Origin of the sequence: Streptomyces sp. NRRL WC-3742 (genome assembly GCF_000720635.1) — a bacterium.
In the GTDB taxonomy this organism is placed as follows: Bacteria; Actinomycetota; Actinomycetes; order Streptomycetales; family Streptomycetaceae; genus Kitasatospora.
The window spans coordinates 52729-65667 of the sequence record NZ_JOCF01000030.1; the positions used below are offsets into that span (position 1 = coordinate 52729).

The 12939-nt window shown below is 73.4% G+C and carries 15 protein-coding genes; 7 read left to right on the top strand and 8 right to left on the bottom strand.

Annotated features, from left to right (window positions below):
* Positions 1-163: 163 nt before the first annotated feature.
* Positions 164-796, top strand: a complete 633-nt coding sequence (locus tag IH61_RS0117970; protein WP_031070885.1) for an O-methyltransferase — start codon at positions 164-166, stop codon at positions 794-796.
* 152 nt (positions 797-948) lie between these two features.
* Here the strand turns inward: IH61_RS0117970 and IH61_RS44615 are convergent, their stop codons facing one another.
* Entirely contained in the window at positions 949-1116 is a 168-nt protein-coding gene (locus IH61_RS44615; RefSeq protein ID WP_078911195.1) for a DUF3117 domain-containing protein, read from the bottom strand.
* 309 nt (positions 1117-1425) lie between these two features.
* Between IH61_RS44615 and IH61_RS0117985 the strand changes: the two genes are divergently transcribed.
* Positions 1426-2226 (top strand): enoyl-CoA hydratase-related protein, encoded by an 801-nt coding sequence (locus IH61_RS0117985; RefSeq protein WP_031070888.1) that lies wholly within the window; start codon positions 1426-1428, stop codon positions 2224-2226.
* Between the two features lie 14 nt (positions 2227-2240).
* On the opposite strand, the gene IH61_RS0117990 is transcribed toward IH61_RS0117985, so the two are convergent.
* Both IH61_RS0117990 and IH61_RS0117995 read right to left on the bottom strand, forming a co-directional pair.
* Entirely contained in the window at positions 2241-2825 is a 585-nt protein-coding gene (locus IH61_RS0117990) for a DNA-3-methyladenine glycosylase I (protein WP_031070890.1), read from the bottom strand.
* Positions 2822-3253 carry a DivIVA domain-containing protein gene (locus tag IH61_RS0117995; RefSeq protein ID WP_031070892.1) on the bottom strand — a complete coding sequence of 144 codons (432 nt, stop codon included), beginning with the start codon at positions 3251-3253 and terminating at the stop codon, positions 2822-2824. The genes IH61_RS0117990 and IH61_RS0117995 overlap by 4 nt, the downstream gene beginning before the upstream one ends.
* 180 nt (positions 3254-3433) lie before the next feature.
* Between IH61_RS0117995 and folP the strand changes: the two genes are divergently transcribed.
* Complete coding sequence (gene folP / locus IH61_RS0118000) at positions 3434-4246, top strand: dihydropteroate synthase (protein ID WP_051837338.1); 813 nt, start codon at positions 3434-3436, stop codon at positions 4244-4246.
* Positions 4247-4276: 30 nt separating this feature from the next.
* Here the strand turns inward: folP and IH61_RS0118005 are convergent, their stop codons facing one another.
* Entirely contained in the window at positions 4277-5089 is an 813-nt protein-coding gene (locus IH61_RS0118005) for a TIGR00730 family Rossman fold protein (protein ID WP_078911196.1), read from the bottom strand.
* A 122-nt stretch (positions 5090-5211) separates the two neighbouring features.
* Complete coding sequence (dapE, locus tag IH61_RS0118010; protein WP_031070897.1) at positions 5212-6288, bottom strand: succinyl-diaminopimelate desuccinylase; 1077 nt, start codon at positions 6286-6288, stop codon at positions 5212-5214.
* A gap of 157 nt (positions 6289-6445) precedes the next feature.
* Between dapE and IH61_RS0118015 the strand changes: the two genes are divergently transcribed.
* Both IH61_RS0118015 and IH61_RS48585 read left to right on the top strand, forming a co-directional pair.
* Entirely contained in the window at positions 6446-7522 is a 1077-nt protein-coding gene (locus IH61_RS0118015; protein ID WP_234327230.1) for a hypothetical protein, read from the top strand.
* 305 nt (positions 7523-7827) lie between these two features.
* On the top strand, positions 7828-8604 hold the full coding sequence (locus IH61_RS48585; RefSeq protein ID WP_051837322.1) for a hypothetical protein: 777 nt from the start codon (positions 7828-7830) through the stop codon (positions 8602-8604).
* Positions 8605-8712: 108 nt separating this feature from the next.
* Here the strand turns inward: IH61_RS48585 and dapC are convergent, their stop codons facing one another.
* A complete protein-coding gene (dapC, locus tag IH61_RS0118025) occupies positions 8713-9867 on the bottom strand; it encodes a succinyldiaminopimelate transaminase (RefSeq protein ID WP_051837324.1) in 1155 nt (384 codons plus the stop codon).
* A gap of 20 nt (positions 9868-9887) precedes the next feature.
* A complete protein-coding gene (fdxA, locus tag IH61_RS0118030) occupies positions 9888-10214 on the bottom strand; it encodes a ferredoxin (RefSeq protein WP_030061559.1) in 327 nt (108 codons plus the stop codon).
* A gap of 133 nt (positions 10215-10347) precedes the next feature.
* Here fdxA and IH61_RS0118035 point away from each other — a divergent pair, with 133 nt between their 5' ends.
* Both IH61_RS0118035 and IH61_RS0118040 read left to right on the top strand, forming a co-directional pair.
* Positions 10348-11361 (top strand): GNAT family N-acetyltransferase, encoded by a 1014-nt coding sequence (locus IH61_RS0118035; protein ID WP_031070905.1) that lies wholly within the window; start codon positions 10348-10350, stop codon positions 11359-11361.
* Between the two features lie 49 nt (positions 11362-11410).
* Positions 11411-12268 (top strand): transglutaminase-like domain-containing protein, encoded by an 858-nt coding sequence (locus tag IH61_RS0118040; protein WP_031070907.1) that lies wholly within the window; start codon positions 11411-11413, stop codon positions 12266-12268.
* Positions 12269-12284: 16 nt separating this feature from the next.
* Here IH61_RS0118040 and IH61_RS0118045 read toward each other — a convergent pair whose 3' ends face one another.
* Entirely contained in the window at positions 12285-12914 is a 630-nt protein-coding gene (locus IH61_RS0118045) for a response regulator transcription factor (protein WP_031070909.1), read from the bottom strand.
* Positions 12915-12939: the final 25 nt, after the last annotated feature.

Genomic DNA, 12939 nt, shown 5'->3' on the forward strand with positions numbered 1-12939 from the left:
CCCGTCAAGCCCGGATAAAAGTGCCCGGGACCTCTTGCACACCCGGTCCTCACTGACAACGGCCCGCCGCGGTACGCGGTTCCCGCCCGGCCAGTAACCTGTGGCAGGAAATATCGACATCCTCCGCACCGGGCCGCCACCCGGGGCTCCGAAAGAGGCAGCCATCAGCGAGTTCGGGCCCGCACACGCGGCCCTCGCCGACACCTACGTGGGCGAGGACGCGGTGCTCACCTACGCCCGGGCGCAGTCCGCGCGCACCGGCATACGGGCGATCGGACCGAGCGGCGGCGCCTGCCTGCGGCTGCTGGCCGCCGCGCTGGACGCCAAGGCGGTGGCCGAGATCGGCACCGGGACGGGCGTCTCCGGGGTCTACCTGCTGCGCGGGATGCGGCCGGACGGCGTGCTGACCACCGTGGACTCCGAGCCCGTGCGCCAGCAGCTGGCCCGGGAGGCGTACCAGGCGGCCGGGTTCGCGGCGAACCGCTCCCGGTTCATACCGGGCCGCGCGCTGGAGGTGCTGCCGCGCCTCGCGGACGGCCAGTACGACCTGGTGTTCTGCGACGGCGATCCGGCCGAGTCCCGGGAGTACCTGCTGGAGGCGCTGCGGCTGCTGCGGCCGGGCGGGATGGTCTGCTTCGAGGGGGTCTTCCAGGAGGGCAGGCTCGCCGAGCCGGAGCTCCAGGACCCGCAGACGGGCGCGGTGCGCGACCTCGTCCGGGACGTGCGGGAGAGCGACGCGCTGCTTCCGGCGCTGCTGCCCGTCTCGGACGGGCTGCTCTGCGCCGTCAAGCGCTGAGCGCCCCGGCTGCCCAGGCCCTCGAGAACGCCGGGCCCTCGAGCACCAAGCCCTCGAACGCCGGGCCCTCGAACACCGGACGGGCCCGGGCCGACATGACGTCGCACCCGGGCCCGCCGGTACACATCGGGGGCTGAGAAGCGCCCGCTGACTCAGCCCGTGACCAACAGCAGGGCGTCGCCCAGGGCTGCGGCCTCGTCAGGCGTGAGCTCCACCACCAGGCGCCCGCCGCCCTCGAGCGGAACGCGCATGATGATGCCCCGCCCCTCTTTGGTGACTTCGAGCGGGCCGTCACCCGTCCGCGGCTTCATGGCCGCCATGCTCGTTCCCCTTCCTGCAACCGCTCAGCTACGCACCGGCAGTCCGTCCACCGCCGGTATCGAACGCATTGATCGGAGGCCATTATCCCGCATGCCACGGCCTGATGACCAACATCACGCTCGGTGCATCCAGGGCCGGATCGTCCCCAACCGCCGTATTTGGCGTCATAAGCCCCGGCGCGGCTGCGGTTCGGACACCGCCGGAAGGTGCGATAGCTCACACTCCCCAGCCGCCCGGGCACTGCGGCATCCTGACAGCTACCGATGACCGGTGACCGAGCCGTCACACGCCAAGGGAGACCCTCGCCCATGTCCGATTCCGTGCTGTACGAACTGGACGGCGGCCTGGCCGTCGTCACCATCAACCGCCCGGAGGCGATGAACGCCCTGGACGTCGCGACCAAGGTCGCCCTGCGCGACGCGATGGTCCGCGCCGCCGAGGACACCGCGGTGCGGGCGGTGCTGCTGACCGGTTCGGGCGAGCGCGCCTTCTGCGTCGGGCAGGACCTCAACGAGCACCTCGGTCAGCTCAAGCTCGCCGAGGAGACGGGCGAGGGCGCGCTGCGCACCGTCACCGAGCACTACAACCCGCTGGTGCGGGCGCTGGCCGGGATGCGCAAGCCGACCGTGGCGGCGGTCGGCGGGGTGGCGGCCGGGGCGGGCGCCTCGCTGGCCTTCGCCTGCGACTTCCGCATCCTCTCCGAGAAGGCCGGCTTCAACACCGCCTTCGCCGGGATCGCCCTGACGGCCGACTCGGGCGCCTCCTGGACGCTGCCCCGGCTGGTCGGGCACGCCCGGGCGACCGAGCTGCTGATGCTGCCCCGGACGGTCAAGGCCCCCGAGGCGATGGAGCTGGGCCTGGCCACCAAGGTGGTGCCGGCCGGGGAACTCGCCGCCACCGCCCGGGCGTTCGCCCGGGAACTGGCCGCGGGCCCGACCGTCGCCTACGGCGCCATCAAGGAGTCCCTGGCCTACGGCGCCTCGCACTCGCTGGACGAACTCCTCGACAAGGAGGACGAGTTGCAGACCCTGGCCGGGGAGAGCGAGGACCACCGGATCGCGGTGCGGGCCTTCATCGCCAAGGAGAAGCCGGAGTACCTGGGCCGCTAGCGCCCGGACAGGGCCTAGTTCTTTCGGCCCGTGCGGACGTGACAGTCCGCCAGGTGGTCGTCGACCAGACCGCACGCCTGCATCAGGGCGTAGGCGGTGGTCGGGCCGACGAAGCGGAAGCCGGCCTTCATGAGCGCCTTGGACAGCGCCGTCGACTCGGGGGTGACGGCCGGGACCTCGCCCAGCGTGCGGGGGGCCGGCCGGCCCGGGTCGGCGGCGAAGCTCCAGATCAGCGCGTCCAGGCCGCCGTCCAGGTCGCGGGCGACGACCGCGTTGGCGATCGTCGCGTCGATCTTGGCGCGGTTGCGGATGATGCCCGGGTCGGCGAGCAGCCGCTCCCGGTCCGCGTCGCCGAACTCGGCGACCTTCGCGATCTCGAAGCCCGCGAACGCCGCGCGGAAGCCCTCGCGGCGGCGCAGGATCGTCAGCCAGGAGAGCCCGGACTGGAACGCCTCCAGGCTGATCCGCTCGAACAGGGCGTCGTCGCCGTGCACGGGCCGACCCCACTCGGTGTCGTGGTAGACCCGGTAGTCGTCCGTCGACTCGCCCCAGCCGCAGCGGCGCAGCCCGTCCTCGCCGAGGACGGCGCCGTCCGTCACTTCTCGCCCGCCGGCCTGGCGTCCTCGACCGGCGGCGCGGCCTCGGCCGGGGCCCCGGCCGGCTCGACGACCTTGGCGAAGGCTTCCAGGCCCGGCAGCGGCTCGGCGTCGGTGTCCGGGCGGCCGGTGGCCTCGACGGAGCCGCGCAGGTGGGCGGCGGCCTCCAGTTCGGCGATCCGCGAGTCGCGGTAGGCGAGTTCGGCGCCGAGGCGGTCGAGGACGTCGTCCACCTCGTCCATCCGGTAGCCGCGCACGGCCATCGGAATGCGCAGCTCGTCCACGTCCGCCTTGCTCAGCGGACGGTCCTGCGGCAGCCGGGCGGCGATGCGGTCCGGCACCGCCTCCGGCATCGAGCCGCCTCCGCCGAGCGCCACCAGCGCGGCGCCGCCGACCACCACGGCCATGGCGACCACGATCACCCAGAACACGAGCTCTCCTCCCGAACTCCCGGACGGCCCTCCGCTGCGGTGCCCGGGATCAAACTGATCATGACAGCATGGTTCCCGGTGAGGCCGGGGGCCATCATCGCACCCGCAGCAGCTGTGGAGGAGACATCGGTGGCACTGCGCCTGGGACCGCGTGAATTCGGCGACGACGAGCTGGTGATCATGGCGATCGTCAACCGGACGCCCGACTCGTTCTTCGACAGGGGTGCGACCTTCGCCGACGAGGCCGCGTTCGCCGCCGCGGACCGGGCCGTGGCCGAGGGCGCGGCGATCCTGGACATCGGCGGGGTCAAGGCCGGGCCGGGTGACGAGGTCACCGTCGAGGAGGAGCTGCGGCGCACCGTGCCCTTCGTCGCGGAGCTGCGCAAGCGCCACCCCGAGGCCGTGATCAGCGTGGACACCTGGCGGCACGAGGTCGGCGAGGCGGTCTGCGAGGTGGGCGCGGACCTGCTGAACGACGCCTGGGGCGGCGTGGACCCGCGGCTGGCCGAGGTGGCCGCCCGGTACGGCGCCGGGCTGGTGTGCACCCACGCGGGCGGCGCCGAGCCGCGCACCCGGCCGCACCGGGCCGGGTACGAGGACGTGATGGCGGACATCCTGCGGGTCACGGTGGGCCTGGCCGAGCGGGCGGTGGAGCTGGGCGTGCCGAGGGAGTCGGTGATCATCGACCCCGGGCACGACTTCGGCAAGAACACCCGGCACTCCCTGGAGGCCACCCGGCGGCTGCCGGAGATGACGGCGACCGGCTTCCCCGTACTGGTCTCGCTCTCCAACAAGGACTTCGTCGGCGAGACCCTGGACAAGCCGGTGGACGAGCGCCTGCTGGGCACCCTGGCGACCACCGCGGTCTCGGCCTGGCTGGGCGCGCAGGTGTACCGGGTGCACCAGGTCGCCGAGACCCGGCAGGTGCTGGACATGGTCGCCTCGATCCGCGGAACCCGCCCCCCGGCGGTCGCCCGCCGGGGGCTGGCGTGAGGGGGCACCTTCTTCGGGCGCTCGCTCGCGCTAGATCCCGCCGGCGGACGGCCTACGGGTCTCGGCGAGGATCTTCATGACCTCGTCGATCTCGTCGGTGATGTGGAACAGCTCCAGATCGTGCGGGGCCGCCTTGCCCTGCGCGACCAGGGTGTCCTTCAGCCACTCGTAGAGGCCGCCCCAGTAGGCGCTGCCGTAGAGGATCACCGGGAAGCGGGTGACCTTCTTCGTCTGCACCAGGGTGAGCGCCTCGAACAGCTCGTCCAGGGTGCCGAGGCCGCCGGGCAGGACCACGAAGCCCTGCGCGTACTTGACGAACATCGTCTTGCGGACGAAGAAGTAGCGGAAGTTCAGCCCGAGGTCGACGAACTCGTTGAGCCCCTGCTCGAAGGGCAGCTCGATGCCCAGGCCCACGCTCAGGCCCCCGGCCTCGGAGGCGCCGCGGTTGGCGGCTTCCATGGCGCCGGGGCCGCCGCCGGTGATCACCGCGTAGCCGGCCTCGGCGAGGGCCCGGCCGATGGCCACGCCCGCCTCGTACTCGGGCGAGTCGACCGGCGTCCGGGCGGAGCCGAACACGCTGATCGCGGGCGGGAGTTCGGCGAGGGCGCCGAAGCCCTCGACGAACTCGGAGGTGATCCGCAGCACCCGCCAGGGGTCGGTGTGCAGCCAGTCGGTGGGGCCGGTGGTGTCCAGCAGGCGCTGGTCCGTCGTGCTGGTGCCGACCTGGTCCCGGCGCACGAGCACCGGGCCCTTCTGCTTCTCGGGCCAGGCTTTCGTGGTTCGGGGCACGCCGACCTGCTCGGGGCCGTGTCCGTAGTGCTTTTCGTCTCCTGTGCCTGTCATGACGAAACCCTACGCCCGGCCTCCCCCGTTTTCAGGCAACGGGGGAAGGTCGGTTGGGCATCCGGAGGGTTTCGTCTCGCTTGTGTCCCGCCCGCGTCCGGCCCGTGTACGGCCTGTTCGAATCAGCTGGTCAGCCAGGCGCGCAGCCGGTCCTCGGTCTCGGCGATGGAGCTCAGCGAGCAGTGCTCGTTGCGCTTGTGGGCGAGGTCCGGGTCGCCGGGGCCGTAGTTGACGGCCGGGACGCCGAGGGCGCTGAACCGGGCGACGTCCGTCCAGCCGAACTTGGCGCGGGCGCGACCGCCGGTGGCCTCCAGGAAGGCCCGGGCGGCGGGCTGGGCGAGGCCCGGCAGGGCGCCGGGGGCGTAGTCGGTGACGGTGACCTCGAAGCCGTCGAAGACCTCGCGCACGTGCTTCTCGGCCTCGGCCTCGCTACGGTCGGGCGCGTAGCGGAAGTTGACCGTGACGACGCACTCGTCGGGGATCACGTTGCCGGCCACGCCGCCGTCGATCCGTACGGCGTTGAGGCCCTCGTGGTACTCCAGGCCGTCGATCTCCACCTTGCGCGCCTCGTAACGCGCGAGCCGGGTGAGCACCTCGGCGGCGTGGTGGATGGCGTTGTCGCCGAGCCAGCTGCGGGCGGCGTGGGCGCGCACGCCGGTGAGGCGGATCTGCGCCCGCAGGGTGCCCTGGCAGCCGCCCTCGACCATGGCGCCGCTGGGCTCCATCAGCACCGCGAAGTCGGCGGTCAGCCAGTCGGGGTGGTCCTTGACGAGGTGGCCGAGGCCGTTGCGGTGGGCCTCCACCTCCTCGCAGTCGTAGAAGACGTAGGTCAGGTCGCGGTTGGGCTCGGTCAGGGTGGCGGCCAGGCGCAGCTGGACGGCGACGCCGGACTTCATGTCGGAGGTGCCGCAGCCGTAGAGGAGGTCGCCGTCGACGTACGAGGGCAGGTTGTCGGCGATCGGGACGGTGTCCAGGTGGCCGGCGAGCAGGACGCGCTCCTTGCGGCCCAGGTCGGTGCGGGCGACCACGTTGTTGCCGTGGCGGTCCACGGTGAGGTGCGGGTAGGCGCGCAGGGCGGCTTCGACGGCGTCGGCGAGGGCCTGCTCGTCGCCGCTCACCGAGGGGAAGTCGACGAGGCGGGCGGTCAGCGTGCCGCCGTCGAGAGTCAGGTCCAGGGGCGTCGGGTTCGGGCTGCTCATGCGCGCCAGCCTAGCCCTCGCGGTACGGCGCCCCTGCGGGCATCCGGAGCGGGCCGTAGGGACACGGGTCGGGAACGGAACGGCAACCGGCGGCGCCGCACATCCGTCCGAGTGGGTACGGTGTCGGATCAAGGAAGCAGGCGCGAGAGGGGCGACGGTGGCCAGGAAAAGGCGCGACGAGGATCTGGGCGACGAGGAGTCGGCGCCCGCCCGTCGCGGTCCGCTGCGCGCGCTGTTGTCGGTGCTGATCGGGCTGCTGGGCCTGGCCCTGGTCGCGGGGCTGGCGGTGGCCACCGTCTGGTGGTTCGGGTTCCGGCAGGGCGAGGCCGAGGGCTGCACGGTGAAGACGGCCAACGGCAGCGGGACCCTGGAGCTGCCGCAGGCGGCCAACGCGGCGACGATCGCCGCCGTGGCGCGCTCGCGGGGCCTGCCCGACCGGGCGACGACGATCTCGCTGGCGACGGCGATGCAGGAGTCCAAGCTGCGCAACCTCGCGGGCGGCGACCGGGACTCGATCGGCCTGTTCCAGCAGCGCCCGTCGATGGGCTGGGGCACCCCGGCGCAGATCGCCGACCCGGTGTACGCGACCAACAAGTTCCTCGACGGCCTGGTGAAGGTGAACGGGTACACCCTGCTGCCGCTGACCGACGCGGCGCAGGCCGTGCAGAAGAGCGGCTACCCGCAGGCGTACGCCAAGCACGAGACCAAGGCGACGCTGCTGACCTCGGCGCTGGCCGGCCGGGCGCCCGGCTCGTTCTCCTGCGTGGTGCACGACTACGCCAAGCCGGACCCGGCGGACACCTCCTCCCCCTCCCCCACCGCGGGCGCCACCGCGAGCCCGACCGCGGCCGCGGCCGCGCAGCCGGACCGCACGCAGGTGCTCTCCGACCGGGTGCGCCGGGAGTTCGGCCGCGCGGTCACCCCGGCCACCGGCTACACCTCGACGATCAAGGGCGCGGAGAACGCCGTCTCCCTCACCCCGGACCCGGCCAACGCCGCGCTCACCTCCTCCTCGGACGGCACGGCCGGCGCCGGGGTGGACGCGGAGCGGGCGAGCGGCTGGGCGGTGGCGCACTGGGCGGTGGCCCAGGCGCAGCAGCTGGGCATCGCGACGGTGGCCTACGACGGGAAGATCTGGAGCAAGGACGCGTCGGAGGACGGCTGGCGCACGCAGTCCTCGGGGACGTCGACCAAGCTCGTTCAGGTCACCCTGGCCCCGTACGGGAAGAGCTGACGCACTCACGTTCGGGTTACGGCCGGTCGGGTGATTCTGGTCAACCCCGGTGGACGGGGCACCTGTTCCGGCGGACCCGGGTGGAGAACCGTCACTTCCCTTGACCCTGGCCCGTTCCGCGGCGCCCCCACGGCCCCTCGAGGGCACCCGAGGATGGTCATACAATCTGACGATCAGTCAGACACTTTCCTTGCTCCGGCCGAAACCTTCTGGCTTCTCAAGCGGTAACAACGTCGTCCGCCCGGTCGTCCATTCGGCCGTCCTCCGGCGGACGGGACGGACCCAGACCCCCTTCGAGGAGCCCCATGTCTCACCCCCTCACGCGTCGGATCGCCCAGGCCGCGCTCATCGTGGCGGCCGGAGCGACCCCGCTGGTCGCGGCCGGCTCCGCGTCCGCCGTGGGCGGAGACGCCCTGCTGCCCAAGAGCGATCTCGCGGCGCCTCTCGGCCAGCTGACCAACACCGACACCGGTTCCACCCTCCAGCACACCACCCACCAGCTCGGCCAGGCCGCGGGCAACACCGGCGCGGCCACCGTCGCCGCCGGCGTACCGGCCTCGGCCGACGCCGCCGGCAACATCGTCGCCCACCAGCTCCCCGAGGCGAACGAGAAGGCCAGCTCGGTCACCGCGCCGGTCGACCAGACCGCCGCCACCACCGGCCAGCTCGCGGGCGTGACCCCGAAGGTCGCCTCCGCCCTGGCCGGCAAGCTCGGCGAGGCCGTCACCGGCAAGGGCATGGGCACCCGCAGCGCCAACGCCGGCTCCAGCCCGGTCGGCGGGCTCGCCCAGGCGGGCTCCGTCGCCCAGGGCCTGCCCGGGGCCGACAAGCTCTCCGGCGCCGTCCCGAGCACCAGCGCCGTCACCGACGCGCTGCCGCTCGGCTCGGTGGAGCGCGCCCTGCCCGCGGGCCTGCCCGGCACCGACGTCCTGGGCCTGGCGCAGCACGGCTCGGCCAACCGCCTCGGCGGCGCCGACCTCGGCCCGAACAACCCGCTGTCCGGCCTCACCGGCGCGCTCGGCCCCGTCGGGGGCCTGCTGCACGGCGTGAACGGCGGCAGCATCAGCGGCCTGCCGCTCTAGGACGGCCGCCGGTCCGACCGGCTGCCGGGCGCTCGGTCTCGTTCAATCGGCGCTCACGACGGTGGGGCCGGTGTCCTCGGACACCGGCCCCACACGTGTGCCTTCACCTCACCGCTGACGCGCGGCGTTCAGCCGTTCCACGGCCGAGGCCACCCGCTCGTCGGTCGCGGTGAACGCGACCCGCACGAACCGGTCCCCCGCGGGCCCGTAGAAGTCCCCGGGCGCCACCAGGATGCCCAGCTCGGCCAGTTCGGCCACGGTCTCCCAGCAGGGCCGGTCCTGGGTCGCCCACAGGTACAGGCTCGCCTCGGAGTGCTCGACCCGGAAGCCGTACGCCTCCAGTGCGGTGCGCAGCGCCGCCCGCCGGGCCGCGTAGCGCTCGCGCTGCTCGGTCACGTGCGCGTCGTCCGCGAGCGCGGCGATCGTCGCCGCCTGCACGGGCGCCGGCACGATCATGCCGCCGTGCTTGCGCACCTCCAGCAGCTCCTTGACGACCACCTCGTCGCCCGCGACGAAGGAGGCGCGGTAGCCGGCCAGGTTGGAGCGCTTGGAGAGCGAGTGGACGGTCAGCAGCCCCTCGTGGCCGCCGCCGCACACCTCGGGGTGCAGGACGGAGACCGGCTCGGCCTCCCAGCCCAGCTCCAGGTAGCACTCGTCGCTGACCAGCAGCGCCCGGTGCTCCCGGGCCCAGGCCACGAGGCGGCGCAGCTCGTCCGCGCCGAGCACCCGGCCGGTCGGGTTGGACGGCGAGTTCACCCAGATCAGGCGCACCCGGGAGCCGTCCAGCTCGTCCACCGAGTCGTACGCGACGGGCTCGGCGCCGCACAGCAGCGCGCCCACCTCGTACGTGGGGTACGCGAGGCGCGGGTAGGCCACCTGGTCGCCGGGGCCGAGGCCCAGCTGCGTGGGCAGCCAGGCCACCAGCTCCTTGGAGCCGACCGTCGGCAGGACGGCCTGCGGGCCGATCTCGGCGCCGACCCGGCGGTGCAGCCAGCCGGCGATCGCCTGGCGCAGCTCCAGCGGGCCCCAGACGGTGGGGTAGCCGGGGGTGTCGGTGTTGGCGGCCAGCGCCTTCTGGATCACCTCGGGGACCGGGTCCACCGGGGTGCCGACGGAGAAGTCGCACAGGCCGCGCGGGTGGGCGAGCGCGGTGGCCTTGTACGGCTCCAGCTTGTCCCAGGGGAAGACCGGGAGCAGATCGGAAACGCGGCGCGCCGCCCCCGGGTGGCCCGGGAACGGCGCGTGCGTGCTGTTGGTAGTCACAGCTGGAAATCCACCGCTCGTCAGTGGTCGGCGTTCTGCGGCGGAAGGGCGGCGATGAACGGGTGGTCCCGCTCGATCAGGCCCAGCTTCGAGGCGCCACCGGGCGAACCCAGGTCGTCGAAGAACTCGACGTTCGCCTTGTAGTAGTCCTTCCACTCCTCCGGAGTGTCGTCCTCGTAGAAGATCGCCTCGACCGGGCAGACCGGCTCGCACGCGCCACAGTCGACACACTCATCCGGGTGGATGTAGAGCGATCGCTCGCCCTCGTAGATGCAGTCAACCGGGCACTCTTCGATGCACGCCTTGTCCTTGACGTCGACACAAGGCTGCGCGATGACGTAGGTCACGCTGTCGTTCCTCCTCGGAAGGGCCGTGTGGCGGCCCGTTCTGTTCTACTCGCGTGCGCGGTGAGCGCGGCGTCGTCGATGCCCGCCCCTAGTATCGCGGGTCGGGGACCGCAAATGCACAGGAGGTGGCCAGATGATCGCCGAAGGCCCGGTGGAGAGCCGTCCGGAGGTCCGGATAGATCGCTCTGACGTGGGACGACGAGTGTCCGTCCGGCGCATCTCGGAGTTCGTGGACGACCGGCCGGTGTTCCGCGATTCGATCGGCGTGCTCACATCGTGGGACGACGCCGGGCTGACCGTCACCCCCCGGATCGGGGAGCCGGTCTCCTTCCCCGAACGTCTGCTGGTCGCGGGCAAGACCGTACCGGTGTTCCCCGCGCGGCGGGCCCCGCTGCCCGCCGCCACGCCCGTCGAACTCCAGCGCATCGCCGGGCGCGGGTGGCCCGCCGTCGAGCAGGAGCGGCTCGGCGAGTGGACGCTGCGGGCCGCCGCCGGGTTCACCCGGCGGGCCAACTCCGTCCAGGCGCTCGGCGAACCGGGCCTGCCGCTGCCTCAGGCCCTGGACGCCGTCCGGCGGTGGTACGCGGCGCGCGGGCTGCCCGCGTACGTCGAGGTGATCGAGCCCGGCTCGCCCGAGGCCCTGCGCGCCGAACTCGACCGGCTCGGGGCGGCGCTGGCGCCCACGCTGGTCCGGGTCGCACCGCTGGCCGGGCTCACCCGGATCGGGGCGGGGCACGAGCGCGTACGGCTGTCGCGGACGGCGGGGGCCTCCTGGATGTCGGTGTACCGGCGGGTCGGCGAGGACGCGGCGGTGGAGGAGGCCGCGCGCAAGGTGCTGCACGGCGGGCCCTCGGTCTGGTTCGCGAGCGTCCCCGGCGCCGCCGGGCAGCCGCCGCTGGCCATCGGGCGCTGCGTGGTCGACGGGCCCTGGGCGTGCTTCGGCGCCATCGAGGTCCAGCCGTACGCGCGGCGGGCGGGGCTCGCGACGGCGGTCATGGCGGTGCTCGCGGGGCGGGCCGCCGAGGAGGGGGCGACCGGGGCGTACCTCCAGGTCGAGGCGGAGAACGCGGGGGCGATCGCCCTGTACGACGGACTGGGGTTCACGACCAGTCACACTTACCACTACGCGCTTCTTCCGCAGCCGTAGCCGCCTTCCCGTTTCCGCCTCCCGCCGTACGAAAGCCGTCGCCGTCACCGTGACCGAGCAGAGCAGAGACCGCTTCCGGACCGCCGCCCGCGCCGAGCAGCCCGACCCGGTGCTGCTCTGCCTGCTCGCCGCCACCGAGCACGGGCCGGAACCCACCGAGGCCGTCGGCACGGACGAGCTGCTCGCCGCCTGCGAGGCCGCGCTCGACCGGCACGCGGGCGCCGTCCGCCGCGCCGTCGCCGAACGGCTGCCGACCGGGCCCGAGGAGACCGCCGCCCTGCTCGCGGCCGTCCTCGGCGGGCGGGAGCGCTTCCACGGGCGGCAGTCCGACTACCGGCGGCTGGAATCCTCGCTGCTGCCCGAGGTGCTGCGGCGGCGGCGCGGGCTGCCGATCATGCTGTCCCTGGTCTGGATGGAGGTCGGGCGCCGCGCCGGGCTGGCCGTCCACGGCATCGCGCTGCCCGGGCACTTCATCGTCGCGGTCGGCGGCCCGGGCGGCGGCGGGGAGTTCGTCCTCGCCGACCCCTTCCACGGCGGCCGACTGCTCGACCCCGCCGACGTCGAACACCTGGTGGCCGCCGCCGGACACCCGTACGGCCCCGAGCTCCTCACCCCCGCCCAGCCGTTGGACATCGTGCTGCGAGTCCTCGGCAACATCCGCGCCTGGGCCTCCGACCGCCCCGAACACGCCCGCACCCAGCTCTGGGCCACCGAACTCGCCCTGCTCCTGCCGCGTCACCCCGCCCAGTTGCGGCTGGAACGGGCCGAACTGCTCGTCCGGATGGGCGACTTCCTCGGCGGCTCGGCCGAGATGGACGACTACGCGCAGATCCTGGACACCTTCGACCCGGACACGGCCGCCAAGGTCCGCCAGGAGGCGCGGGCGGCCAGACACCGGCTCAACTGAGGCTTCTCACAAGGCTCTACAACCAACCCTTCTCGCGGGCGATCCGCACGGCCTCGGTCCGGTTGCGGGCCTCGGTCTTCTGGATCGCCATCGACAGGTAGTTGCGGACCGTCCCCTCCGACAGGTGCAGCCGCTTGGCGATGTCCGCGTTCACCGCGCCGTCCGCCGCCGCGCCCAGCACGTCCCGCTCGCGCGGGGTCAGCGGGTTCGCCCCCTCCGCCAGCGCGGCCGCCGCCAGCGCCGGGTCGATCACCCGCTCACCGCGCAGCACCCGGCGGACCGCCTCCGCCAGCTCCGAGGCCGGGGCGTCCTTCACCAGGAACGCGTCCGCACCCGACTCCATCGCCCGGCGCAGATAGCCCGGCCGTCCGAAGGTCGTCGCGATCACCACCTTCGTGCCCGGCGCCCGGCGCCGCAGCTCGGCCGCCGCCTCGATGCCCGTCATCCCCGGCATCTCGATGTCCAGCACGGCCACCTGCACGTCGTGCGCCAGCACCGCCTCCACCACCTCGTCCCCGCGCCCGACCTGGGCCACCACGTCGAGGTCCCCCTCCAGCCCGAGCAGCGCCGCCAGCGCCTCCCGGACCATCCCCTGGTCCTCGGCGAGGAGCACGCGGATCGAGGGGCCGTTCTCGTTCTCACTCATGGTCACGACCATAGAGGGCGCCGGG

Bases quoted from the DNA above. Each gene is read 5' to 3' on its own strand.
- IH61_RS44615 (WP_078911195.1), bottom strand. From the start codon at position 1,116: ATGGCGGCCATGAAGCCGCGGACGGGTGACGGCCCGCTCGAAGTCACC.
- IH61_RS0117985 (WP_031070888.1), top strand. From the start codon at position 1,426: ATGTCCGATTCCGTGCTGTACGAACTGGACGGCGGCCTGGCCGTCGTC.
- folP (WP_051837338.1), top strand. From the start codon at position 3,434: ATGGCGATCGTCAACCGGACGCCCGACTCGTTCTTCGACAGGGGTGCG.
- IH61_RS0118005 (WP_078911196.1), bottom strand. From the start codon at position 5,089: ATGACAGGCACAGGAGACGAAAAGCACTACGGACACGGCCCCGAGCAG.
- dapE (WP_031070897.1), bottom strand. From the start codon at position 6,288: ATGAGCAGCCCGAACCCGACGCCCCTGGACCTGACTCTCGACGGCGGC.
- IH61_RS48585 (WP_051837322.1), top strand. From the start codon at position 7,828: ATGTCTCACCCCCTCACGCGTCGGATCGCCCAGGCCGCGCTCATCGTG.
- IH61_RS0118035 (WP_031070905.1), top strand. From the start codon at position 10,348: ATGATCGCCGAAGGCCCGGTGGAGAGCCGTCCGGAGGTCCGGATAGAT.
- IH61_RS0118045 (WP_031070909.1), bottom strand. From the start codon at position 12,914: ATGAGTGAGAACGAGAACGGCCCCTCGATCCGCGTGCTCCTCGCCGAG.